This is a genomic window from Massilia agri, assembly GCF_024753255.1.
In the GTDB taxonomy this organism is placed as follows: Bacteria; Pseudomonadota; Gammaproteobacteria; order Burkholderiales; family Burkholderiaceae_D; genus Telluria; species Telluria agri.
In genome coordinates, this window is record NZ_JANUHA010000007.1 from 65,608 (window position 1) to 91,372 (window position 25,765).

A 25,765-nucleotide genomic window follows, 5' to 3' on the forward strand; every position below is an offset into this window, starting at 1 on the left:
GAACTCCCGGATGGTTGAAGCGCCTATTCTGCCGTCTTGCCGTGCCGACAGCCATTCCTATTCATTGCCTCGCCATAACGTAGGGTGGGCGATCCTTCGCCCACGCGTTCAAACTACGTCTCCCGGCCCGCTCCGTGGCTGGCATACGTCCGTTGAACGCGTGGGCGGAATCTGCGGGGCCGCCCAGGCCCAACCTACTCCTGGCGCAGGCGCCGCTGGCGAACGGCCGCCGCCAGGTTTTCCAGCACCCCGATGCTGGTCTCCCAATCGATGCAGCCGTCGGTGACCGACTGGCCGTAGGTCAGTTCCTTGCCCGGCACCAGGTCCTGGCGGCCGCCCACCAGGTGCGACTCGATCATCACGCCGACGATGCGGTCGTCCCCGCCCGCGATCTGGCTGGCGATGTCGGCGCACACCGGCACCTGGTTCTGCGGGTTCTTGCTGCTGTTGGCGTGCGAGGCGTCGATCATCAGGCGGCTGGCCAGGCCGTTGGCGGCCAGCTGCCTGCACGCATCCTCGACGCTCGCGGCGTCGTAGTTCGGCGCCTTGCCGCCGCGCAGGATGATGTGGCAGTCCTCGTTGCCCGAGGTCGAGACGATCGCCGAGTGCCCGCCCTTGGTCACCGACAGGAAGTGGTGGGGCTGCGACGAGGCCTTGATGGCGTCGGCCGCGATCTTGATGTTGCCGTCGGTACCGTTCTTGAAGCCGACAGGGCAGGACAGGCCGGAGGCCAGCTCGCGGTGCACCTGCGACTCGGTGGTGCGCGCGCCGATCGCGCCCCAGCTCACCAGGTCGGCGATGTACTGCGGGCTGATCACATCGAGGAATTCGGTGCCGGCCGGCAGGCCCAGCTCGTTGATGTCGCGCAGCAGCTCGCGCGCCATGCGCAGGCCGTCGTTGATGCGGAAGCTGTTGTCCATATAGGGGTCGTTGATCATGCCCTTCCAGCCCACCGTGGTGCGCGGCTTCTCGAAGTAGACCCGCATCACGATCCCGAGCTCGCCCTTGAAGCGCTCGCGCTGCTCCACCAGGCGGCGCGCATATTCCAGAGCAGCCTTGGGGTCGTGGATCGAGCAGGGGCCGACCACCACCATCACCCGGTCGTCCTGGCCGTGCAGGATGCGGTGCAGGGCCACGCGCGCGCCGGCTGCGGTCTGTTCGGCCGCCGGCGTCACCGGAAACTCGCGGATGAGGTGCGAGGGCGGCGTCAGTTCCTTCATTTCGCGGATGCGTAAGTCGTCGGTGCGAGGCATGCTGTACTCCGTATCTTGGTGGGTGGTATGTGAAAGCAGGGCTATAAACGAAAAAACCGCCATCGCTGGCGGTTTGTCTGGATTGCGTCGGACTGTTCTTTGTTAAATCGCGTGAACCTGCCGCTACTCCACCGCCAAGGGGCTGGAATGGCTAAAGTAAAAGTGGCGGCTAAAGAAAACGGTGCGGTGCATGCGATGTCCGATGGGGTCGGGGTTGACCATGTCTCATTGACTATAACAACATTGCATGAAGCTTGGCAAGCTCTTTGTCGCTTGTCCAGACAAGCTGTTTTGCACCTCGGCCGCACCGTGACCCGCCCCCGATTTGGCGACTGGTTGCGTGAACCACACAGGCCCCCCTTCCCTTTCCGAGCACTTTGAGCGGGATCAGTCGCCGTTCATTAATCAGTGCAACAGTCCCTCCAAGCCCCGCCGGTTTCTGCACTGCTTGCGTTCTCGCAAGAAAATCATCTTGAGATATTGATTGCACTCAAGAGTCAGGACTGCGGGAAAACCCAACCACTGGAGTCCGGACATGACTGAAACCCTGCTCTCGCGCGCCTTGCGGCGCATCTTCGCCGGCGGCGGCGCCGTCGGCCTGGCGTTGTTGGCGGTACCACCCGAAGTGCTCGCGCAGGAAGCGGCGCCCAAGCCGGTGGCCCGCGTCGAAATCACCGGCTCGAACATCCGGCGCGCCCAGGCCGAGACCGCCTCCTCGGTGCAGACCGTGAACCGCGCCGACATCGAGCGTTCCGGCAAGACCACGGTCGCCGAGCTGCTCCAGACGCTGGCGGTCGACAACTCGGGCTCGGTGCCGATGACCTTCGGCGGCGGCTTCGCCTCGGGCGCTTCCGGCATTTCGCTGCGCGGCCTCGGCACCGCCTCGACGCTGGTGCTGCTCAACGGCCGCCGCATGGCGCCCTACGGCCTCGCGGACGACGGCCAGAAGGTGTTCTCCGACCTAAACGTCATCCCCACCGACGCCGTCGAGCGGGTCGAGATCCTGAAGGACGGGGCGTCGGCCATCTACGGTTCCGACGCCATTGCCGGCGTGGTCAACATCATCCTGCGGCGCGACTTCAAGGGCACCACGACGCGCGCCATGATCGGCACCGGCGAGGCCGGCGACGGCCAGACCAACAACGTCGCCCTCACCTGGGGCACGGGCGACCTCGACACCGACCGCTACAACGTGCTGCTGAACTTCGAGTACAAGAAGACCGACGAGATCTGGAACCGCGAGCGCGGCAACCGCGACTGGATCGGCAAGGCCGACCTGCGGCCCTGGGGCTTCTCGGCCCAGGAAGCGCTGGGCGGCTCGGGCGCCATCACCGGCAACAACGCCTCGGGCAGCGGCTCCATCAACGGCAATGTGCGCAACCCCGACACGCTCGACTACTACAACCGCGGCAACCCGGCGGGCGTCGGCTTCACCCGCCTGTTCCCCGGCGCGGCCTGCAGCAACTTCACCAACCACCCGCAGGGCGACCCGGGCGGCGGCTGCCTGATCGACGCGGCCTGGCAGTACAGCCAGATCCAGCCCGACTCGGAATACGTCTCGGTGTTCGGACGCGGCACCTTCAAGCTGAACGAGCGGGTCGAGGGCTACACCGAGCTCAACCTCTACAACAGCCTGAGCGAATCCGGCACCACGCCCACCGCGGTCAGCTTCAACCAGGGCTATCCGGGCGGCCCGGTCAGCGGCGCCGGCGTGGCGCTGGGCGCCGCCCACCCGGACAACCCCTACTTCGGGCGCGAAGCGCGGCTGCGCTACCTGGCGGCCGACGTGGGTCCGCGCATCTCCAGCATCGACTCCACCTTCCTGCGCGCCCTGGTCGGCGCGCGCGGCGAGGCGGCCGGCTGGGAATGGGACAGCTCCCTGCTCTACTCGCGCAACAAGGTCAGCAACGAGCGCACCGGCTACCTGCAGCGCGACGTCACCTTCGCCCTGCTCAATCCCACGGCCGAGAACGTCGCCGCGGCCATCGCCAACAGCCCCGGCTACCGCGCCCTGCCGGTCGGCAGCTTCTGGCGCATCGCCGAGAATGCCGGCCTGAATTCGCCGGCCATCTACGCCGCCCTGTCGCCGGAAATCTCGAACGACGCCCACACCGAAATCGCCCAGGTCGACTTCAAGGCCACGCGCGAATTCGGCAAGCTGGCGGGCGGCGCGCTCGGCGTGGCGGTGGGCGCGGAGTTCCGCCACGAGTCGGCCGAGCTGGAACCGACCTCGGGCACCGAGCGCGGCAACATCATCGGCCTCGGCTATTCGGCCTACGAAGGCCAGCGCAATGTCTTCGCCATGTACGGCGAGGTGCTGGCGCCGGTGCTGCCGGGCCTGGAACTCACCGGCGCCATGCGCTGGGACCATTTCACCGACGTGGGCAATGCCTATACGCCGAAGGCCGGCATCAAATGGACGCCGATGCGCCAGCTGGCCCTGCGCGCCACCTTCGCCCGGGGCTTCCGCGCGCCGAGCCCGGCGGAAAACGGCCGCGGCGGCCTGGCGGCCTTCTCCACCGCCGACGACCCGATCCGCTGCGCCCTCGGCGTGGAGGCGGCCTGCAACCCGGCCAGCATCGCCCTCATCACCTCGCCCAACCCCGACCTCGATCCCGAACGCTCGAAGAGCTTCAACGTCGGCGTGATCTGGGATCCGCTGCCGCGCACCAGCGTCTCGCTCGACTTCTGGCAGATCAAGCGCAAGAACGAGATCAACCAGGAACAGGTCGACGCCGCGATCCTGGCCGGCCGCGTGGCGCGCGACCCCAGCACCGCGGAAGCGGGCATCCCGGGCGACCCCGGCGCCATCACGGCGGTGCTGGCCAGCTACGTCAACTCGGCCAGCACCAAGGTGCGCGGCATCGACCTCGACGCGCGCCACAGCGTGCCGCTGCCGCAGGGCCTGGGCAACCTGGTCTTCGACGCCAAGTGGACCCACCTGATCAAGTGGGAGCGTACCGAGCAGGACGGCAGCACCCGCGACTTCGCCGGCACCCACGGCAACTGCGACGTCACCAACTGCATCGGCACCCCTGACAACCGGGTGAACCTGCGCGCATCCTGGGAGCGTCCCGACTTCCGCCTGTCGGCCAACGTGAACTACCGCGGCCGGATCGACAACACGCTGTTCAAGGACGATCCGGACGGCTGCGCCACCCACTTCGCCAACGGCAACGACGCCCCGACCGATTGCGAACTGGCCTCGTTCACGACGGTCGACCTGGTGTTCCGCTGGAAGCCGCAGCCGCGCTGGGAGGTGTTCGGCTCGATCCAGAACGTGTTCGACAAGGTCGCCCCGCTCGATCCGCTGACCTATGGCGCCGTGTCGTACAACCCGCTGGACTACGCCGGCGCCGTCGGCCGCTTCTACACCCTGGGGGCGCGCTACAGCTTCTGATATGCGCAAGGGCCCGGGACGGTGGCGCAGGCGCGCGCGCCCCGGGACCGGGCCCGCTCCCGCCGGTCCAGGGGCCGGCGCGCGGCACATGCGCCGGGCGCCGGCCGTTTTTCATCCAACACAGCACTCCTCGCCACCATGAACGAAACCTTCCTGTCCCGTACCCTGCGCCGCCTGTTCGCCGGCGGCTCGGCCGCCGGCGCGCTGCTGTGCGCCCCACCCCTGCTGGCCCAGACCTCGCCGCCGGCGCTCCAGCCGCCCCAGACCCCGACGGCCGCGCCGATGCAGCGCGTCGAAGTCACGGGCTCCTCGATCCGGCGCCGCCTGGCGGCCGAAACCTCACTGCCCATTACCACCATCCGCGCTTCCGAATTTGCCAAGCAGGGCCTGGCGACGGCCCAGGAAGTGCTCAATTCCATCCCGATGAACCAGTCCTCCGAGGGTTCGACCGCGGCGGTCGGTTCCGGCACCGGCGGGCGCGCCACCGCCGACCTGCGCGGCCTCGGCGGCGACAAGACCCTGGTGCTGCTCAACGGCCGGCGCCTGGCCAACCACCCTTATTTTGCCGACAGCGTCGACCTCAACATCATCCCGGTGGCGGCGCTCGAGCGGGTCGAGGTGCTGCGCGACGGGGCGTCGGCGATCTACGGCACCGACGCCATCGGCGGAGTGATCAACTTCATCACCAAGCGCTCCGTGGAGGGCGCGGCCGTCACCTTCGAAGGCTACGAGCCCTACCGGCGCGGCGGCGGCAACGAGCAGCGCCTCAACCTGTCCGGCGGCTGGGGCGACCTCGAACGCGACGGCATCAGCGCCTGGGGCGTGATCGACTGGCACCAGCAAAGCCCGCTGCGCGCGACCGACCGTGACTTCTCGCGCACCGGCATCCGGCCCGATCGCGGCATGTTCGAGGTCAGCGGCACGACCTTCCCCGCCAATTTCTTCTCCGATCTCGGCATCAGCGGGAACCCCTACTACCCGACCTGCCAGCTGCCGGAATCCCCGCCGCTGCCGGACGCGCCGCTGTGCGCCTTCGATTACACCCGCTATGTCGACAACATCCCGAAGACCCGCCAGTTCAGCGCCATGGGCAGGCTGAGCCGCAAGTTCGGCGAACACACCGGCAGCCTGGAATTCGTGCACGGGCGCAGTACCAACGAAGCCCTGGTCTCGCCGCCGCCCCTGTCCGGCATCGGCGTCATCATGCCGGGCAGCAGTCCCTTCTATCCGGGCAACGGCATCGTGCCGGCCTTCCCCGGTCTCACCGGCGAGCCGCTCGACATCAGCTGGCGCCCGCTGGAAACGGGCCGGCGCAACAATTTCGACGCCAGCGTGACCGACCGCCTGCTGGCCAGTCTCGAAGGCACGTTCGCCGGCTGGGACTACAACACGGGGATTTCCTATTCGCTGGGCAAGGCGCGCAGCGTCTTCAACGGCGGCTACGTCATCGACCAGCGCATCATCGACGGCGTCGCCGCCGGCATCCTGAACCCCTTCGGCATGCAGGATGCGGCCGGCAGGGACTACCTCGCCAACTCCCTCCTGTCCGGCGAATACCTGCACGCGCGCATCCACAGCGCCGCCGTCGATGCGCGCGCCAGCCGCGAGCTGATGGCGCTCCCCGGCGGCCCGCTGGGCTTCGCCGTCGGCGCCGAGTTCCGGCGCGACCGCGCCAAGTACTTCGTCAACCGCGAGCTGGCCTCCCAGGCATCCAGCTCGGGTTCGGCCGATGCCCAGGACCAGTCGGGTGCGCGCAGCATCTGGGCCCTGTTCAGCGAGGTCAATGTTCCCGTCATCAAGGACCTGGAACTCAACTTCGCCGCACGCTACGACCACTACAGCGACGTCGGCGGCAGCTTCAACCCCAAGGTCGCGCTGCGCTGGCAGCCGACCCGCCAGGTGCTGGTGCGCGGTTCCTTCAACAAGGGTTTCCGGGCGCCGACCCTGTTCGACCTGTTCGGCCCGCAAACGACGACCAACAGCTCGGACACCTACAACGACCCGGTGCTGTGCCCGGGTGGCGTGCCCATTCCCGGCGCCAACCCCAACATCGCCTGCGACCAGCAGCAGCAGGTACGCGGCGGCGGCAACCCGGACCTGTCGCCCGAACGTTCGCGCACCTACAGCGCCGGCATCGTGGTCGAGCCGACGCAGAACCTGACCGTTTCGCTCGATTACTGGAACATCCGCCTGAAAGACCAGATCAGCTCGCTGGCCGAGCAGACCGTGTTCGGCAACTTCGAAAAATACCGCGACCTCTTCGTCTACAACGCGGCCAGCAACCAGCTGCAATACGTGCTCCTGATCACTGACAACCTGGGCGAGGTCAAGACGCGCGGCCTCGACCTGTCGGTGGCCTACCGGATGCCGCGCACGCGCTTCGGCAATTTCTCGGCCAACCTGGACGGCACCTACGTCAACAAGTACGACTACCAGAACGAACCGGGCGGCCCTTTCACCGAGAACGCGGGCCGCTACGCGGACGCGACGCCGGTCTTCCGCTGGCGCCACAACCTGCTGTTCACCCTGGTGCGCGGCGACTGGAGCTTCAACCTGACGAACCGCTACATGTCGCATTACACGGACCAGAACACGGCAGTGGCGCCGGAGTTCTTCAACAAGGTCGGCCACTACTCGACCTGGTCGATCTCGACGACGTATACGGGCAACGACAAGGCCGAGCTGACCGCCGGCATCAAGAACCTGTTCGACGAGAAGCCGCCCTTCACCAACCAGGTGACCAATTTCCAGCTGGGCTACGATCCGCGCTATACCGACCCGCTGGGCGCGACCGTGTACATGCGCCTGACCTACCGCTTCCGCTAGACCAGGCACAGCACCGCATCGGAAGCGCGGCTGGAAACGGCAACGCCCGGTCGAAACCGGGCGTTGCTGTTCATGCCGTGAGTAGCGGGGTGGATATCAGGCGGTACCGCCCACGGTCACGCCATCGATGCGCAGGGTCGGCTGGCCGACGCCCACCGGGACGCTCTGGCCTTCCTTGCCGCACACGCCGACGCCCGAATCCAGGCGCATGTCGTTGCCGATCATCGAGATATTGTTCATCACTTCCGGACCGTTGCCGATCAGGGTGGCGCCCTTGACCGGATAGCTGATCTTGCCGTTCTCGATCATATAGGCTTCGCTTGCCGAGAACACGAACTTGCCGTTGGTGATGTCGACCTGGCCGCCACCGAAGTTCACCGCGTACAGGCCGTTCTTCACCGAGGCGAGGATCTCCTGCGGATCCTTGTCGCCGGCCAGCATATAGGTGTTGGTCATGCGCGGCATCGGGAGGTGGGCGAAGGACTCGCGGCGCGCATTGCCGGTCACCGGCATCTTCATCAGGCGCGCGTTCAGGGTGTCCTGGATATAGCCCTTCAGGATGCCGTCCTCGATCAGGGTGGTGCACTGGGTCGGGTTGCCCTCGTCGTCCATGTTCAGCGAACCGCGGCGGTCCTGCAGGGTGCCGTCGTCGACCACGGTCACGCCCTTGGCCGCAACGCGCTCGCCGATGCGGCCCGCGTAGGCCGAGGAACCCTTGCGATTGAAGTCCCCCTCCAGGCCATGGCCGACCGCCTCGTGCAGCAGCACGCCGGGCCAGCCCGGGCCGAGCACGATGGTCATCGGCCCCGCTGGCGCCGGACGCGCCTCCAGGTTGACGCAGGCCGACTTCACGGCCTCGCTCGCATACTTGTCCAGCAGCTCGTCGCTGAAGTAGCCATAGTCGTAGCGCCCGCCCCCGCCGGACGAGCCGACTTCGCGGCGGCCGTTCTGCTCCGCGATGACCGTCACCGACACGCGCACCAGCGGTCGGATATCCGCCGCCAGCACGCCATCGCTACGCACCACCAGCACGACGTCGTATTCGCCGGCCAGGCCGGCCATCACCTGCACCACGCGCGGATCCTTGGCGCGCGCCATCTTCTCGACCCGCTCCAGCAGCTTCACCTTCGCGGTCGCGTCGAGCGAAGCGAGCGGATCGTGCGGCAGGTAGAGCGAGCGGCCACCGGTCGGACGCGCCGCGGTGGCGATCTTCACGCGGCCAGCGCCCGCGCGCGCAATGGTGCGCGTCGCCGCCGCCGCATCCAGCAGCGCCGCTTCGGAAATATCGTCGGAATACGAAAACGCCGTGCGCTCGCCCGACACGGCCCGCACGCCGACACCCTGGTCGATCGAGAAGCTGCCGGTCTTGACGATGCCCTCTTCGAGACTCCAGCCCTCGCTCTTGGTGAACTGGAAATACAGGTCGGCGTAATCGACCTTGTGCGTGAACATCGAGCCCAGCGCCTTGAGCAGCTTGCCCTCGTCGAGGCCAAAGGGCGTCAACAGCACGTCACGGGCGACGGCCAGGGAGGAAAGGTTCGGTTCGAATGGTTTCATTTTGCGTTCGGTCTTTCTATGGAAGTTTCATTGTGCCATATCCGCCCACATCGTACCGGACACAAACCACCCAAATGGGGTCAGAGTCAAATTGTTGAGCACGATCCTTCAGACCATACCCGTTGAATAATAGATCTGGCATTACGCCAATTGATCCGAGTTTCTTGGCAAATAATTCGACTCTGACCCTCATTACCAGGCAATTGACCACCCCATCCCCTAATTAGGGTCAGAGTCAAATTATTGAGCACGGTCCGTAAAACTATTGCTAAGAAAGACGAAACATGGACTGCAAGCTACTGAGCGGTAGATCTTGGCGAACAATTCGACTCTGACCCCAAGTCAGCGTGCTTCAACACGGTCAGCGTCGACGTTGAGCATGAACCGTCGGACTATTGGCGATAGGAATGAAACATGGTTCGCCGTCGACAAAGAAAAGGATATGGCGAACTATTCGACGCTGGCCCTCGTTGCGAGGGCCAGGGGAGGATTTACAGCTTGCGGTGGCGCAGGGCAGGCAGGCTTTCGCGCACGCCGGCCAGGAAGGTCGCGTCGAGTTCGCCGTGGATCACGCCCTCGCCTTCGCGCAGCACGGCCTTCACTTCGCCCCAGGGGTCGATCAGCATGCTGTGACCGAAGGTGCGGCGGCCGTTGGTGTGCAGGCCGCCCTGGGCCGAGGCCAGGACGTAGCTCTGGTTTTCGATGGCGCGGGCGCGCAGCAGGACTTCCCAGTGGGCCAGGCCCGTCGTGTGGGTGAAGGCCGCGGGGACGATGATCAGCGCGCATTCGCCCATCGCGCGGAACAGTTCCGGGAAGCGCAGGTCGTAGCAGACCGACAGGCCGACGCGGCCGAACGGGGCCTCGAAGGCGCCCACGCTTTCGCCCGGCACGATGGTGCGCGCCTCGTCGTAGGATTCGCTGCCCTTGTTGAAGCCGAACAGGTGGATCTTGTCGTAGCGGCTCACCTCCACGCCCTGCGGGTCGTAGACCAGGGTCGTGTTCAATACCTTGCCGGCGCTCGGGGACACCAGCGGCAGCGTGCCGCCGACCAGCCAGATGCCGTGTTCGCGCGCCAGCGCCGCCATGCAGTGCTGGATCGGACCGCTCCCCTGCTGCTCCGCGTGCGCGACCTTGTCGCTGTCGCTCATGCCCATGATGGGCCAGTACTCGGGCAGCGCCACCAGCTGCGCGCCGGTTGCCGCGGCCTCGCCCACAAGGCGGCGCGCGGTCGCGAGATTTTCTTCGACCACGGGCGTGGACACCATCTGTACTGCGGCTACGGTCGCCATATCAATCCTTTCCTTGTTTCTTCGCGGCCGGGCGCGGGGGTGGCGGGGCCGGCGGTGGGTTGTCGAGCTTGGTGATGGTGGGTGACTTCCATGGCCCCGAGATGCGCATCTGGTAGGTCAACGCCTTCATCACCGGCGCGCGCAGGAACAGCTGGGCAAGGTAGCTGCCGATGCCGATCACGGGATTGACCGCCAGGCCGTACACCAGCGGCCCGGTGCCCAGGTTGAACTCGGGGATCACGACCACGCGCAGATTGGTCGTCTCGTTGGCGATGTCGGCGCTGCCGTCCATCAGGACGGTGGCCGCGACCCCATGCATTCTCAGGTTATCCGTACGCAGCACGCCGCGCTGGATGATGGCATTGGCGCTGATGCCGTCAAAAGCCAGCCCTTCCGAGAACACATCGTGGAAGTCCAGCTTCAGCAGGCGCGGCAGGGCCTGCAGGCTGAGCACGCCCAGCAGCTTGGCGGCACCGGGATCCTGCTTGAGGAACTGGCCCGACTCCACGTTCATCTCGATCTGCCCCGACAGGCTCGGAATGTCCAGCGCATACGGCAGCCCGCTCCAGGCGATATCGCCCGACATCTTGCCCTTGCCGCGGCGCAGTGTCTCGGGGAAGCCGAGGCGATCGAGCAGCTTGCCGGCGTCATCGATGTCCAGCGCAAAATTCAGGCTGGTGGTGCTGCGGCCGTCCTTGGTCAGCCAGCGCCCGTTAGCCTTCAGCTGGCCGTCCGGATTGTCGAGGGTCAGGCGGTTGATGCGCCACTCGCGTCCGGCGAGCGCCTGCACATTGTTCGCCTGCAGCTCGAGGCGTCCGAGGCGCTTGTCAAACAGCTGGAACTGCTCGGCGACGATGTCGAGCGAAGGAATGGTGGCGCTGGCGCCGCGGTTCGACTCCAGCAGGTCCTTCACTTCGGCCTGGGCCGATTCGGGGATCACGAGCGAAGCCAGGCGCGCGGTCACCTTGCCCAGGCCGCCCGCCGACTCGACCCAGGTCAGGTAGCCGCTGGCCTGGCGCGAATGGATGTTGGCCTGCCAGGTGTCGCGCAGGTGGGTGGCGCCCAGCACCACGTCGGCCATGCGGCGCTCGCCGATGGTCAGTTCGGCCACCCGGCCGGCCAGCACGGTCGGCATCACGTACTGGGCGAAGCCACCGCCAGTGCCCTCCTCGCCCGCCGCGGCGACGGCATCCTCGCCGGCGATCGCCTTGCCGGCCGCGATCCAGCCATCCACGTTCAGCGCGCGCATGTCGACGTGGATCATCATGCCGCTATCCGGCTCCGGCGCCGGCACGTTCACGCCGATGCCGCCGCGGCGCACGATCCAGGGGCCGCGGCCCTGCTTCTCGCGCTGGTAGCGCGCGGCGATGTCGTCGCCCAGGCCGATGCGGATATCGTCGTGCGCCAGGCCGTTCACGGTCGGCTCCCCCGCGAGCACGAAGCGCAGCGGCAGCGCATTCGGCGCCGGCTTGTTCAGCGGCGCCGGCAGCTCCATGCCGAGGCCGGCCAGGTTCGATTCGAGGGTCACCGTGCGGCGGCCTTCGCGCACCGCCACCACGCCGGAGTACGGGGTGCTGCCGGACAGGCGGGTCGCCAGGCGCTGCAGGGCCGGCATCGGCGCGGTGCGGCGCATGCCCTCGCTCGACAAGGTGCCTGCCATGCGGATCGCGATGCTGCCGTCGCGCTGGGTGCCGCCGGACAAGGCCAGCGGCCCGCCCAGGAAGCTGGCGCCGACACCGTTCAGGTTCACGCCATGGTCATGGAAGTCGATCCGGCCCAGCGCCGCGTTCAGGGGCGGCAGTTCCGGGAACAGGCTGACGTCGTTGCCCATCAATTGCAGGCTGCCCTGCACTTTCGTTTCCGGCAGGTGCGCCAGCGGCATGCGCAGTTTCAAGCCAAGCCGCGCATTGCCGCTTCCACGGGTTTCCTCAAGAAAGTGGCCGATCCAGCCTGTCACCGGGCTCGCCGCCACGTAGCGCAGGAATTCCTGCAGGGGTCCGCTGGCGGCGCCGTCGATCTCCAGCATCATCTTCTCGTGCGCGCCGAGGTCGGGAATCACCGCCTTCACATTCGACAGCGCGACACCCAGGGTGCGCAGGGTATCCCCATGGATCTCCATGCGCGCGCGGTCGAACTCGATGCGGCCGTTGATGTGTTCGGCCAGCGGCCACAGCGGCGTGCCGTCCGGATGCCGGTGCCCCGGCGCGTACTCGAGGCGCGCATCCTGCAGGCGGCCGGCCACGTTGAATTCGCCGCGCGCCCGCTCCAGCACGTTGGTCGCGCGGAAAGGGAAGCCGGCCAGGTCGCCGCGCAGGCGGAAGGTGGCGTCCTTCAGGGTGCCGCCCCGCAGGGCGCCGACCAGCCAGTCGCGCAGATGTTCCGGGGTGGCCAGCGGCAGGAAGCGGCCGATCGAATCGATCGCGAAGCCGTCCAGGGTGCCCGTGAAATCGGCCGTGCCCGGTCCCGCCCCCGGTCCGAGCGGCAGCGCGTGGCGTCCCGACAGCGCGCCGTTGAGCGCGCCAAGCGCGAATTCCAGGCGTTCGAATTCGAGCAGCAGCTGGCGGCCCGGATCGTAGGTCCAGCGCGCCTTCATGTCCAGGCGGTCGAGCGGCAGCGCCGGATCGGCGAACCAGGCCGGCATGTCCAGCACCAGGGCGGTCGAATCGACCGTCACGCTGCCGCCGCCCTCGGTGGCGTCGACGCTGCCGCTGAGGTTCTGGAAGCCGGGCGTGGCCGGCCGGGCGGGCAAGGCCGGCACGCCGGGCCGGGCCGCCTGCGCCGGGCGGGCCGGCTGGGCCTTGAGCGCCAGGCCCGCCACGTCGGCGCGCACGTGGAAGCCGCGCAGCGCGGGATAGCGGCCGGTCCACTCTGCCGACACGTCGCGCAGCACGCCGCGCGGTGCGTAGTCCTGCAGCATCTGGCGCTGCTGGGGCGGAAGCGGCAGGTAGTTGGCCAGCGCGGCCAGCGCGCCGACGTCGAGCTGGCGGGCGCGCAGCTCGCCGCGCTCGGGCTTGCCGCGCTGCGCCGGGCGCCAGCGCTGCTCGAGCGTGGCCGGCGGCAGGGCCTTGCCATCCACGGTCGTGATCGTGAAGCCCGTCAGGCTGATGGTATGGCCGTGGGCGCCGAAGGTCGGCTTGCCGTCTTCCTGGCCCGGCAGCAGCTCTTCACGCGCAGCCAGGCGTCCGCTCAGGCGCGCCAGGGCCAGCGGCGCGAGCTGCGGGTCGAGCCGGGCATTGACGTCGGCCAGGGCCAGGTCGGCGGTAAAGCCGGCCAGCCGGGCGTGGTCGAAGTTCAGCCAGGCGCGCAGCGAGCCGCGTCCGCGCGACAGCTCGAAAGGCATGTCGATGTGGCGGCGCCAGGCCGTCAGGTCGGCGTCGCGCAGGTCGGCGTAGAGCTCGCCCTTCCAGCGCGTGACGTCCGATGGGCGGGCGCCGAAGCGGTGGCGGAACTGGGCGCGCACGTCCAGGGGCCTGGCGTAGGCGCGCGGCGGGGTGGCGCGCAGTGCGAAACGGTGGCCTCCGCCAAAGCGGTTGAGCAGGGCCATGGTGACGTCGGTGAGGGCCAGGGCCGGCGCGCCGCGCAGCTCGTCGGTCCAGTCGACGCGGCCCTCGCGCACCACGATCTCGCGCTGGCGCAGCAGCCAGTCAGCGCCGCCGCCCTCCTCCTTCTTGCTGGGGTCGAGGCGCACCCCGGCCACGGTGAAGACGCCGTCCCGGCCCCTGCGCACGTCGAGCTGGGGCCGGCGTATCTCGAGCGCATGCAGGCGCGGCTCGAAAGCGGCCAGGCTCCACCAGGACAGGGTCGCCGAGACGGAAGGCAGGGCCAGCAGCTGGCGCCCCGCGGGGTCGATCAGGCGCACCTCGCCCAGGAACAGCCGGGGGTGGATGCCCTGCCAGGATGCGGCCAGCTGGCCGATGGCGACCCGGTTGCCGAGGGCGCGTCCGGCCGCGTTTTCGATGTCGCTCTTATAGAGACCGATATTGGGCAGGACGGCGTAGCGCAGCACGAGGAAGAGCACGGCCAGCGCGAAGTAGATGAACAGCACCAGCTTGATGGTGAAGCCGAGGACGTGGTGCGAGGCCAGGTTCGCATAGCGATAGGCGGCGCGCAGCCGCTGCCATCGAACGGCGAGCGGCAGGTGCTCGCATGCGGCCTGCGGTTCCGGATTGTCCATCAAGGTGCTCAAAAAGGCTCGCCGTAAATATATTCTCTAATAACAGGTAGCGGATGTGAAAAAAATTCCAGGGCAAGTGGCCCGGCAATCCGGCGCCGAGTCGAGGCAGTACGCTAGTACGACGAGACGAGGCAACGCAGCCATGGAGGAATTTTTCGCATCCGCGTGGCTTGCACGGGGCGCGGCGTCTACCTTACCATCCTGCTGACCGGCGCAGCACGGCGGGCAATTCTACCGCACGAATGCCTGCCGGACGGCAAAAAACACTTAAGGAAAGCCATGCCCCCAGCCCCGCCGGTCGCGGTTCCACCTCAACGCTTCTCCCGATTCCTGCAACGCTGGCTCGATGCCGACCCGGCCCGTTCCGCGCTGCTCGACGACATCACCCGATTATCGCTGGCGCAGGCCGACCTCGGCGCAGCCTTGGCGCGCGAGCTCGAGGCCGGCTTGCCCCTGCCGCGCGCCATGCGGCGGGTACGCAACCTGTGGGTCTGCGCCATCATCCGGCGCGACCTGGAGGGACGCGCCGACCTCGACGAAGTCGTCACCGCCATGACCCGCTTCGCCGACTTCGCCATCCAGACCCACCTGGCGGCCCTCACCGACGAGCTCATCCAGGCCCACGGCGTGCCGATGGGCGAGGAATCCGGCCGCCCCCAGCAGATGATGGTGCTGTCCATGGGCAAGGGCGGCGGCGGCGAGCTCAACGTCTCCTCCGACATCGACCTGATCTTCGTTTACCCCGAGGATGGCGAGACTGCCGCCGGCCCCGGCCAGCGCCAGCTGTCCAACCACGAGTTCTTCGTGCGCCTCGGCCGCCGCCTGAACGCGGCACTGTCCGAGATCATCGAGGACGGCTTCACCTTCCGGGTCGACATGGCGCTGCGGCCCAACGGCAACTCGGGCCCGCTCGCGGCCAGCCTCGCCATGGTCGAGGAATACCTCATTGTGCAGGGCCGGGAATGGGAGCGTTATGCCTGGGTCAAGGCGCGCGCGGTCACCGGCGATCCCGAGGACATCGCCGCCCTGGACGCCATCGTGCGGCCTTTCGTCTTCCGCCGCTACCTCGACTTCGGCGTGATCGACGCGATCCGCAATATGCACGCCCAGATCCGCGCCGAAGTGAAGCGCCAGGAACGCCTGCACCCCGAGCGCAGCCACAACGTCAAGCTGGGGCGCGGCGGCATCCGCGAGATCGAATTCCTGGCCCAGGTCTTCCAGCTGATCCGCGGCGGGCGCGACCCCGCCCTGCGCGACCGCTCCACCCGCGCGACCCTGCGCCTGCTGGGTGAACGCGAACTGCTGCCCCAGGACACGGTCGAGCGCCTGCTCGCCGCCTACACCTTCCTGCGCAACCTGGAGCACCGCCTGCAGTACCTGGAGGATGCCCAGACCCATACCCTGCCGGTGGGCGAGGCCGACCGCCAGCTGGTGGCGGAAATGATGGGCGCACCAAGTGTGGCGACCCTGCTGGCGCGCCTGGAGGAGCAGCGCACCTATGTGGCGGCCCAGTTCGACGCCATCTTCGCCGACAAGAGCGAGAGCCCCGATCCCGACGTCGTCCTGCTGGCCGACGACCCCGAGAACCGCGAGTTGATCGCCGCGCGGCTCGTCGAGCTCGGCTACGACGAGCCGGCGGGCGCCGCCGCCCGCCTGGTCTCCACCCTGCAGGGTCCGCGCCTCGTGAGCCTGCCCGAAGCCAGCCGCGCCCGCCTGCTGGCCCTCGCCGACACGGCGCTGGGCCAGATCGCCACCGTGGTGCGGGAAGCCGGCGTCGGCAGCCATGCGGCGACCCTTGGCCGCCTGCTCGACTTCTTCGAGGCCATCGCGCGCCGCTCGGCATATCTCTCCCTGCTGACCGAATACCCGCACACCCTGGAACGGGTGATCCGGATGATCAATGCCAGCGGCTGGGCCGCCACCTATCTTGCCCAGCATCCGATCCTGCTCGACGAGCTGCTCGACGACCGCAATGCCGGCGCCGAGGACATCAAGCAACTGGCCGCCAGCCTCGACGCCCAGTTATGCGAGGCGGCGGGCGACACCGAGCGCCAGCTCGACATCCTGCGCGAGACCCACCACGCCCAGCTGTTCCGCCTGCTGGCCCTGGACCTGGCCGGCGAATTGTCGGTCGAGCGCCTGGCCGACCACCTGTCCCTGCTGGCCGACACCATCGTCGGCGCCACCATCCGCCACGCCTGGCGCACGGTCGCCACCCGCCACGTCGAAGAACCGCGCTTCGCCGTCATCGCCTACGGCAAGCTGGGCGGCAAGGAGCTCGGCTACGTCTCCGACCTCGACGTGATCTTCCTGTTCGACGACGAAGACGACAGCGCGCCATCCAATTACGCGAAACTCGCGCAACGCTTCATCACCTGGAACACGGCCCACACGGCGGCCGGCATCCTGTTCGACGTCGACACCGCCCTGCGCCCGGACGGGGCCAGCGGCATGCTGGTGAGTTCGGTGAGCGCCTTCGAGCGCTACCAGGACAGTTCCGCCTGGCTGTGGGAGCACCAGGCCCTGACCCGGGCCCGCTTCTGCGCCGGCGACGCCGCCATCGGCGCGCGCTTCGAGGCGATCCGCGAGCGCGTGCTGCGCAAGGACAGGAGCGGTCGCGAGGCCGAGCTGAAGGAAGAGATCCGCGCCATGCGCCGGCGCATGCGCGACGCCAACTTCAATCGCGGCGAGCTGTTCGACCTGAAGCAGGACGAAGGCGGGATGATCGATATCGAGTTCATCGTCCAGTACCTGGTGCTGCGCCACGCAGCCACCTACCCGCAACTGACGGCAAACGCCGGCAATATCGCGCTTCTTCGCATGTGCGGCGAACTGGGACTGATCGACGCGGCGCTGGCGGCGAAGGTCGCGGATGCCTACCGGACCATGCGCAAGCTGCAGCACCAGGTGCGTTTGCAGGGGCAGGACAAGGCCAGGGTCGAGCCTGCTTTGGTGAAGGCGCATTCCGACGCGGTTACCCGATTGTGGCATATCCTTTTGGAAACGTGACGTGATTCAATACAAAAATACAACAGTGTTAAATCAGTAGCAGCACACAATTGACCGATATACATCGTTTCAAAAAGAATGCGGGTTGGTTTTACATTGCAGCGGCCGCTTGGCGGCCGCCTTCATACCTTCCTAGGAGCATTCAGAAATGATGGAAACTATCCTGTCCCGCTCGATCCGGCTGATCTGCCTGGGCGGTGTCACGCTCGGCATGCACGCTGCCCATGCACAGACCGACGCGCCGGCGCAACCCGCTGGCCAGGCGGCAGTCGTGACGGTGACCGGTTCGCGCATCGCTGCCCCGGGCGCCGAATCGCCCTCCCCCCTGCAAGTGCTGACCGCGGCCGACATCGCTGCCTCCGGCGCCACCAACCTGCAGGAATTGCTGCTGCAGAACCCGACCATCGGCACGCCGGGCATCAGCCGCACCAACTCGAACTTCTCGACCGCGAGCGCGGGCGTCGCCACCATCGACCTGCGTGACCTCGGCACCTCCCGTACCCTGGTCCTGCTCAACGGCCGCCGCTTCGTGTCCGGCGTGCCGGGCTCGGCCTCGGTCGACCTGAACTCGATCCCCACCGACTTCATCGAGCGCGTCGAACTGCTGACCGGCGGCGCCTCGGCGACCTACGGTTCGGATGCGGTGGCCGGCGTGGTCAACATCATCACCAAGCGCAACTTCAACGGCATCCTGTTCGATGCGCAGATGGGCGAAACCTACGAGCAGGGCGACGACCAGAAGCGCAAGGCCTCGATCACCTTCGGCACCAGCAACGACGAAGGCACCGCCAACGTCATGGGTCACCTGGGCTACTCGCGCCAGGGCGCCGTGATGTCGCGCGACCGCAAGTTCGCCGCCGTCGACCAGTACTCGCGCATGGCCGGCGTGACCGGCGAGGCGGCCGACGCCTTCGTCATCCAGCGTCCCTTCTACTCGGGCTTCACGCCCGCGGGCACCTTCTACCCGGACAGCGGCAGCTTCACCTACGACGCCGCCGGCAACCCGATTCCGGCCAACACCAATGGCACGGGCGGCGCCCAGCCTACCGGCTTCAACCGCTCGGCCTACCGCGCGATCGCCGTGCCGACCGAGCGCTTCCTGATGGCCCTGACCGGCGAAATCCAGCTCAACGCCAACCACTCGGCCTTCTTCGAGGGTAACTATGCCTCGACCCGCGTCTCGACCACCATCGAACCGTATCCGCTCGGCGCCGAAGACATCTACCCGTCCACCGGCGGCCAGGTGCCGGCCGAGTTCCTGGTGAACGGCAGCTACGTGCGCAACCCGATCGTGCCGCAATACCTGTGGGACCGCATCAGCGACACCGACGGCGACGGCGCGCGCGACTACTACTTCACCCGCCGCATGGCCGACTTCGGCAACCGCGGCAGCCGCGCCGAGCGCGACACCTTCCGCGTGGCCACCGGCCTGAAGGGCCTGATCGCCGACAAGTTCAACTATGAACTGTTCGGCGCCTACGGCCAGACCAAGGAAGCCCAGGAATCGGGCGGCCAGGTCAACGTGCTGAACTTCCGCAATGCTCTGGAAGCCATCGTCGACGTGGACGACCTGAACGGCAACGGCAGCCGCACCGATGCGATCTGCCGCGACGCCAACGCGCGTGCCCAGGGTTGCGTGCCGGCCAATGTGTTCGGCGCCATGACCATGAGCCCCGAAGCGGTGCGCTACATCGCCGCGCCGGGTTCCCTGCAATCGGTCATCACCCAGACCATCGTGGGCGGCTCGATCAACGGTGACGTGTGGGAACTGCCGGCCGGCGCCCTGTCGTTCGCGACCGGCTTCGAATGGCGCAAGGAAGAATCGCGCGCGACGCCGGACGCCCTGACCCAGGCCGGCCTGAACGCCGGCAACGCGACCCCGGAAACCCAGGGTGACTTCAGCGTCAAGGAAATCTTCGTCGAAGGCCGCCTCCCGCTGCTGAAGGACAAGCCGTTCGCCAAGCAGCTGACCCTGCTGGGTGCCTACCGCGCTTCCGACTACTCGACCGTCGGCCGCACCAACAGCTGGAACGCCGGCCTCGAATGGTCGCCGGTGTCCGACTTCAAGGTCCGCGCCACCCGCTCGCTGTCGACCCGCGCGCCGAACATCGACGAGCTGTACCAGGCCCCGAGCCAGGACTTCCCGACCGGCATCCAGGATCCCTGCCTGGGCGTGACCGCCACCTCGACCGGCCTGTACGACGCGGCCTGCCGCGCCGCACCGGGCGTGATGGCCAACATCAACGCCAACGGCGCCTTCACCCTGAACCAGTCCGACCTCCAGGGCATCAGCGGCTACAACCGCGGCAACCCGGACGTGCAGGAAGAAAAAGGCCGCTCGACCACGGTCGGCGTGGTCTGGACCCCGCGCTCGATCCGCGCCCTGAACCGCATGACCTTCACGGCCGACTACTTCAAGATCAAGATTGCGGACGCCATCGTGCCGACCGACCGCCAGTACGCCCTGCGTAACTGCTACGCCGGCGGCAACCAGGCCTTCTGCAGCTTCATCACCCGCCGCCCGAACGCCGTCGGCGCCAACAGCGCCGGCTCGCTGGAGTTCATCGACACCGCCGTCAGCAACAGCGGCGGCCTGGGCACCGAAGGCGTCGACCTGACCGTGGGCTGGGCCGACCGCGTCGGTCCTGGCCGCATGAACACCCGCCTGGCCTACACCTGGGTGCGCAACCTGTGGGATCGCGGCCTGCCGGATGCCGACATCGACGAGAGCGCCGGCGAAGTCGGCTCGGCCAAGAACAAGGCCTCGCTGAACCTCGGCTACCAGTGGAACGACTTCAACATCCAGTCGACCTTCAGCTACATCGGCAAGTCCTACCTGGACGACCAGTTCCTGTCGGGCTTCGACCTGGCGCCGAAGTCGCTCGGCGTCGGTTCGCGCACCTACACCGACCTGCAGATGACCTACGCGCTGCGCAAGTCGACCGAGGTGATCCTGGGCATCGACAACGTCTTCGACACCAAGGCGCCGCCGATCATCAGCGGCCTGCCGGGCAACGTCACCGGCGCCGAAACGGCCGCCGACGTGTACGACGCGATCGGCCGCCGCATCTACGTCGGCCTGCGCGTCAAGCTGTAATCCCGCGCGCCATGCAGCCTGAAAACGCCCTCCGGGGCGTTTTCGTCGTTTGGCGCTGTCGGCTGACAGCGCCATTCCTGATAGGGCACGGTATCATGTGCGTTTCCACGCATCAGGACGGCGACCCGTCCATCCCCCATGGCAATCAAACTCAAGAATCAAAAGGACATCGACAAGATGCGCGTGGCCGGCCGCATGGCCTCCGACGTGCTCGAGATGATCGGCGAATACGTGGTCCCGGGCGTCTCCACCGAGGAGCTCGACCGCCGCTGCAATGAATTCATCCGCAAGGTGCAGAAGGCGACGCCGGCCAACGTCGGCTACCACGGCTTCCCCAAGACCCTGTGCACCTCGATCAACGGCGTGGTCTGCCACGGCATCCCCAGCGAGAAGGATGTCCTGCAGGATGGCGACATCGTCAACATCGACGTCACCGTGATCAAGGACGGCTGGCACGGCGACACCAGCCGCATGTACTACGCCGGCACCCCGCGTCCCGAGGCGCAGAAGCTGGTCGAGACCACCTACAAGGCCATGATGGCCGGCATCCGCGCCGTGAAGCCGGGCGCGCGCCTGGGCGACGTCGGCCACGCGATCCAGAAGCTGGCCGAGAGCGCCGGCTACTCGGTGGTGCGCGACTACTGCGGCCACGGCATCGGCCGCGTCTACCACGAAGACCCGCAGGTGCTGCACTACGGCCGCCCGAACACCGGGCTGCTGCTCAAGGAAGGCATGACCTTCACGGTCGAGCCCATGATCAACCTGGGCGGGCCCGACGTCGATCAGCTGGATGACGGCTGGACCGTGGTCACCGCCGACAAGTCGCTGTCGGCCCAGTGGGAGCACATGATCGCCGTCACCGCGCACGGCTTCGAGATCCTCACGCCGGGCAGCCACGACAAGTAAGCCGCCGCATGGCGAAAAAAAACCCCGGCGCGCAAACGCCGGGGTTTTTTCATGGTGCCGGGAATTCAGCTTAGAAGCTGTACTCCAGCGCCACGCGCAGCGTGCGGCCGCGCGGCGACGGGTCGCCGGCGCGCATGTCGACCTGCTCCTTGCGGTTGAACACATTGTTCAGGTAGGCCGAGATGGTGGTGTTCCTGATACCCGAATAGCTCAGGTTCAGGTTGACCAGCACGTCTTCCTTGATGCGGCAGTATTCCGAAGGAATGCCCTGGTCCGCACAGCCGTCAAGGGTCCAGTTGCTCGAGTACTTCCAGTCGATCAGCTTGGTTCCCGGCACATAGGTCACGACGCCGCCGACCTTCCAGTCGCCCTTGGCCCAGGTGGTGGCGGCACGGACGTTGTAGCGCCAGTTGTAGTAGTTGCCCACCAGGTTTTCGCTGTAGTCGTTCTCGATGCTGTCCCAGGTGCGGTAGTCGAGCTGGTAGTTCGCCTTGACGTTGGTGACCAGGCGGCCGTACGCACCCAGGTTCGCGCGGTGGTTGATCTCCATGTCCAGGCCCTCGACGCGGGTCTTGTGCAGGTTCTCGTAGCGGCGGTTGAGCGACGCCACCGGACCGACCGGCCAGGTGAAGGTCTGGCCGGAGAGTTCGCTTGCGCGGGCGGCCAGGCGCAGGTCGTCGGCGGTGACGGCCAGGCGGTTCACGCTGCCCGGCACCAGGTCTTCGCTGGCCAGCACTTCGTCGGTGTCACGGGTGCCGATTTCGTTGCGGCGCTCGATCTTGTAGTAGTCCAGGGTCAGGCTCAGGTTCTTGATCGGCTCGATCACGAAGCCGGCGTTGAAGCTGCGCGACTTCTCCGGCTCCAGGTCCGGATTGCCCTGCACTGCCGAGGCGAAGCTGACGCTGCAACCCAGGTCGCGGGCACGCAGGCTGTCGGCCTTGTCCAGCGCCGTGCCGTTCTTCAGCACGTCATAGATGCGGTTGGCGGTGGCGCAACGCTTCGGATCGGTGACGCCGTTGTTGAAGGCGGCCAGCGCGACCTTGCCGGTCTCGGCGACGTTCGGCGCACGGAAGCCGTGGGCGAAGGTACCGCGCAGCATGAAGCTCTTGTTGACTTCGTAACGAGCCGACAGCTTCGGCACCAGCGAGGCGTCGGTGTCGCCGACCTTGTCGACACGGACCGCGCCGTTGACTTCCAGCTTCTTGGTCAGCGGTGCGTTCAGTTCGGCAAACGCGGCGGCGATGTTGCGCGCGCCGGTGACGGCGATCGAGCCGTAGCCGACGATCTCGGCGTTGGCCACGTTCTGGCTGGTCCAGGAATCGAACTGGTCGCGGCGGAAATCGGCGCCGACCGCCAGGCCCAGGGCGCCGCCCGGCAGCTGCATCAGCTCGCGCGAACCCTTGATGTCGGCAAAGATCTGCTTCGACTCGCCACCGAAGGTGATGGTCGGGAACATGCGGTCCAGCAGTTCCGGGCTGTTCTGGCCGCCGAAGCGGTATTCGCCGCTGTTGATGGCAGCCAGGTAGTTGGCGGCATGCTTGGCGCCGCGCTCGTCATTGTCGACCTTCGAGCCCATCACGCCGACCGCGGCGTTCCAGTCCCAGCCGTAGTCGTAGCCTTCCATGCCGACCAGCACGCGGTACTGGTTGGCGGTGACGGCGCTCTTGAACATGTCCATATTGTCGGCGTAGCGATAGCGCAGCGCGACCGGGAAGGAGTAGGGATTGTCCGGATGGCCCACCGGCAGCTTCGGCTCGGTGAAGGACACCAGCGAATTGCTCTTCGCGCTGTACCAGTTCGACGGGGTGCCGGTGTACTGCATGATCGGCGGCGGGTTGTAGTAGCTCGTCTTGGTCTGGGCCAGGGTGACTTCCGTATACAGCTGGTGGTCCTGGTCGATGTTCAGGCGGCCGCCACCGTAGAAGTTGACGCGCTTGGCTTCGGCGTGGATGCCCAGGCGGCCGTACTGGTCGAAGCGGCAGGTGCCGTCGACGATGGTTTCGCAGCCCGGACGGGCGACCGTGAAGGACTTGCCGGCCAGCGCGGGATCGGCGTAGTTGCTCGGATAGCGGTCGACGAAGTTACCCGGGTAGGAATAGGTCGAGGTGACGCCGAAGCTCGGATTCACGTATTCGAGGTACCAGGGCGCGACGGTCGCTTCGACGTCGCGGTCGGTGTAGGGGTTGCGGTGGTAGGCCTCGAGGTGGCCGAACACGTTCCAGCCGTCGTTGACCAGGTCACCGAAACCGGTGGTGATCGAGGCGGTCTGGTCCTTGTCGAGCTTGCTGTTCAGCAGCGACTGGCGGGCGCTCGCGCGCACGGTGGTGCCCTTGAAGTCCTTCTTGGTGATGATGTTGATCACGCCGGCGACAGCGTCCGAGCCGTACACGGCCGAGGCGCCGTCGAGCAGGATCTCGACGCGTTCGATGATCTCCGACGGCAGCGCGTCGATGTTCACGAAGGTTTCCTGGCCGCCGTCGGCCAGGCCGTAGTTCGACACGCGGCGGCCGTTCAGCAGCGTCAGGGTCGAGTTCTTGCCCAGGTTGCGCAGCGAGACGCCCGAGGCGCCGGCCGCGAAGGAATTGCCGCCGCCCAGGTCGGACAGGGCGCCGGTGTTGGCGGTCAGGGTGTCCAGCACGTCCTTGACGGTGCTGGCGCCGATGGTGGCGATCTCGGCGGCGGTCACGACCTGGACCGGCGAGGAGGTCTCGGTGTCAACCGCGCGCTTGATGTTCGAACCGGTCACGTAGACCTTCTGGACCGGCTGTGCTGCGGGAGCGCCGCCGGCGGCGTCTTGCGCAAAGCCGTACGACGATGCCAGGGTCATGGCGACGGCCACGACACTGGTCTTCAAAACGAGTTGCTTCTTCAAAATTTCTCCGTGATTGCTATGTTGCGGCTTTGTCTAAACAAAGCACGCATGAGTTTGGCAGATGTTTATCTTTTCAAACATAGGCAACGAAGAAAATTTGAAAATTGCCGGAGTCAAATGTTGTTTTCACACAAAATTAGACAGATTCATTGCAGACAATTGCCGAAAACGTGCGTGCGAGACAGGTGAATCTGTCTATACATCCCGTCCATACAGGCAGCCCATCGTTTGCCAGGGAAGTCAAGCTTTGTCTCGCACGGGCGTAAAAAAACCCCGGACCTTTCGGTCCGGGGTTTCCTTGGCGGCAGAGGCCGGAAGTTATTACTTGGCGTTCATCAGCGCGACGGTGGTGTCGAGCATGCGGTTCGAGAAGCCCCACTCGTTGTCGTACCAGGACGAGACCTTCACCAGGCGGCCCGACACCTTGGTGAGCGTCGCGTCGAAGTTCGACGATGCCGGGTTGTGGTTGAAGTCGACCGAGACCAGCGGGTCGGTGTTGTAGGTCAGGATGCCTTTGAGGGCGCCTTCCGATGCCGACTTCATGATCTGGTTGACTTCATCCACGGTGGTGTCGCGCTTGGCGATGAAGGACAGGTCGACGATCGACACGTTGATGGTCGGCACGCGGATCGCGAAGCCGTCCAGCTTGCCGTTCAGTTCCGGCAGCACCAGGCCGACCGCGGCGGCGGCGCCGGTCTTGGTCGGGATCATCGACTGGGTGGCCGAACGGGCGCGGCGCAGGTCTTCGTGCATCACGTCGGTCAGCACCTGGTCGTTGGTGTAGGCGTGCACGGTGGTCATCAGGCCGGTTTCCAGGCCGATGGCTTCGTGCAGGGGCTTGACCAGCGGGGCCAGGCAGTTGGTGGTGCAGGAGGCGTTCGAAATCACGGTGTCGCTCGACTTCAGCACGTCCTGGTTGACGCCGTAGACGATGGTCGCGTCGACGTCCTTGCCGCCCGGCGCCGAGATGATGACCTTCTTGGCGCCGCCCTTCAGGTGGGCCGACGCTTTCTCTTTGGTGGTGAAGAAGCCGGTGCACTCCAGCACCACGTCCACGCCCAGCTCGCCCCATGGGATCTCGGCCGGGTTGCGCTGCGCGAACACGCGGATCTTGTCGCCGTTGACGATCATGTTGTCGCCTTCGACCGTGACGGTGCCCGGGAACTTGCCGTGCGCGGTGTCGTAGCGGGTCAGGTGGGCGTTCGATTCGGCATTGCCGAGGTCGTTGATCGCCACGATCTGGATGTCTTGCTTCTTGCCGCCTTCGTAGAAGGCGCGCAGGATGTTGCGGCCGATGCGGCCATAACCGTTGATTGCAACTTTGATCGTCATGCTTTGCTCCTGATTAGAAAGAAACTTTTTTATCACGCATACGAAACGGG

11 protein-coding genes are annotated in these 25,765 nt (G+C 66.8%); 5 read left to right on the forward strand and 6 right to left on the reverse strand.

Annotated elements, in window-relative coordinates:
- Positions 1 to 194: 194 nt before the first annotated feature.
- Positions 195 to 1,253: a 3-deoxy-7-phosphoheptulonate synthase AroG gene (gene aroG, locus NX780_RS11995; protein ID WP_258828095.1), complete on the reverse strand. Its 1,059-nt coding sequence runs from the start codon at positions 1,251 to 1,253 to the stop codon at positions 195 to 197.
- Positions 1,254 to 1,788: 535 nt separating this feature from the next.
- On the opposite strand from aroG, the gene NX780_RS12000 reads away from it, so the two are divergent.
- The gene (locus NX780_RS12000) at positions 1,789 to 4,653 is read left to right on the forward strand and encodes a TonB-dependent receptor (RefSeq protein WP_258828096.1); all 2,865 of its coding nucleotides are present in this window, start codon (positions 1,789 to 1,791) and stop codon (positions 4,651 to 4,653) included.
- A gap of 138 nt (positions 4,654 to 4,791) precedes the next feature.
- Positions 4,792 to 7,479, forward strand: coding sequence for a TonB-dependent receptor (locus tag NX780_RS12005; protein ID WP_258828097.1), 2,688 nt, complete (start codon positions 4,792 to 4,794; stop codon positions 7,477 to 7,479).
- A gap of 96 nt (positions 7,480 to 7,575) precedes the next feature.
- Here the strand turns inward: NX780_RS12005 and tldD are convergent, their stop codons facing one another.
- From tldD to NX780_RS12020, 3 genes are all read right to left on the reverse strand, one after another.
- A complete protein-coding gene (tldD, locus tag NX780_RS12010; protein WP_258828098.1) occupies positions 7,576 to 9,036 on the reverse strand; it encodes a metalloprotease TldD in 1,461 nt (486 codons plus the stop codon).
- A 491-nt stretch (positions 9,037 to 9,527) separates the two neighbouring features.
- A complete protein-coding gene (locus NX780_RS12015; protein WP_258828099.1) occupies positions 9,528 to 10,325 on the reverse strand; it encodes a carbon-nitrogen hydrolase family protein in 798 nt (265 codons plus the stop codon).
- 1 nt (position 10,326) lies between these two features.
- On the reverse strand, positions 10,327 to 14,499 hold the full coding sequence (locus NX780_RS12020) for a YhdP family protein (protein WP_258828224.1): 4,173 nt from the start codon (positions 14,497 to 14,499) through the stop codon (positions 10,327 to 10,329).
- Positions 14,500 to 14,745: 246 nt separating this feature from the next.
- Between NX780_RS12020 and glnE the strand changes: the two genes are divergently transcribed.
- The 3 genes from glnE (at position 14,746) to map (ending at position 21,511) form a co-directional block, all read left to right on the forward strand.
- Positions 14,746 to 17,508, forward strand: coding sequence for a bifunctional [glutamate--ammonia ligase]-adenylyl-L-tyrosine phosphorylase/[glutamate--ammonia-ligase] adenylyltransferase (gene glnE / locus NX780_RS12025; RefSeq protein ID WP_307732812.1), 2,763 nt, complete (start codon positions 14,746 to 14,748; stop codon positions 17,506 to 17,508).
- A 148-nt stretch (positions 17,509 to 17,656) separates the two neighbouring features.
- A complete protein-coding gene (locus NX780_RS12030) occupies positions 17,657 to 20,605 on the forward strand; it encodes a TonB-dependent receptor domain-containing protein (protein ID WP_258828101.1) in 2,949 nt (982 codons plus the stop codon).
- A 138-nt stretch (positions 20,606 to 20,743) separates the two neighbouring features.
- Complete coding sequence (gene map, locus NX780_RS12035; RefSeq protein ID WP_258828102.1) at positions 20,744 to 21,511, forward strand: type I methionyl aminopeptidase; 768 nt, start codon at positions 20,744 to 20,746, stop codon at positions 21,509 to 21,511.
- A 70-nt stretch (positions 21,512 to 21,581) separates the two neighbouring features.
- On the opposite strand, the gene NX780_RS12040 is transcribed toward map, so the two are convergent.
- Both NX780_RS12040 and gap read right to left on the reverse strand, forming a co-directional pair.
- Complete coding sequence (locus NX780_RS12040; protein ID WP_258828103.1) at positions 21,582 to 24,383, reverse strand: TonB-dependent receptor plug domain-containing protein; 2,802 nt, start codon at positions 24,381 to 24,383, stop codon at positions 21,582 to 21,584.
- A gap of 321 nt (positions 24,384 to 24,704) precedes the next feature.
- The gene (gap, locus tag NX780_RS12045; RefSeq protein ID WP_227800215.1) at positions 24,705 to 25,715 is read right to left on the reverse strand and encodes a type I glyceraldehyde-3-phosphate dehydrogenase; all 1,011 of its coding nucleotides are present in this window, start codon (positions 25,713 to 25,715) and stop codon (positions 24,705 to 24,707) included.
- Positions 25,716 to 25,765 lie beyond the last annotated feature (50 nt).

What these genes read in the sequence shown, in the direction of transcription:
- NX780_RS12005 (WP_258828097.1), top strand. Translation starts at nt 4,792, where the DNA reads ATGAACGAAACCTTCCTGTCCCGTACCCTGCGCCGCCTGTTCGCCGGC.
- NX780_RS12030 (WP_258828101.1), top strand. Translation starts at nt 17,657, where the DNA reads ATGATGGAAACTATCCTGTCCCGCTCGATCCGGCTGATCTGCCTGGGC.
- gap (WP_227800215.1), bottom strand. Translation starts at nt 25,715, where the DNA reads ATGACGATCAAAGTTGCAATCAACGGTTATGGCCGCATCGGCCGCAAC.
- NX780_RS12020 (WP_258828224.1), bottom strand. Translation starts at nt 14,499, where the DNA reads ATGGACAATCCGGAACCGCAGGCCGCATGCGAGCACCTGCCGCTCGCC.
- NX780_RS12000 (WP_258828096.1), top strand. Translation starts at nt 1,789, where the DNA reads ATGACTGAAACCCTGCTCTCGCGCGCCTTGCGGCGCATCTTCGCCGGC.
- NX780_RS12015 (WP_258828099.1), bottom strand. Translation starts at nt 10,325, where the DNA reads ATGGCGACCGTAGCCGCAGTACAGATGGTGTCCACGCCCGTGGTCGAA.
- tldD (WP_258828098.1), bottom strand. Translation starts at nt 9,036, where the DNA reads ATGAAACCATTCGAACCGAACCTTTCCTCCCTGGCCGTCGCCCGTGAC.
- aroG (WP_258828095.1), bottom strand. Translation starts at nt 1,253, where the DNA reads ATGCCTCGCACCGACGACTTACGCATCCGCGAAATGAAGGAACTGACG.
- map (WP_258828102.1), top strand. Translation starts at nt 20,744, where the DNA reads ATGGCAATCAAACTCAAGAATCAAAAGGACATCGACAAGATGCGCGTG.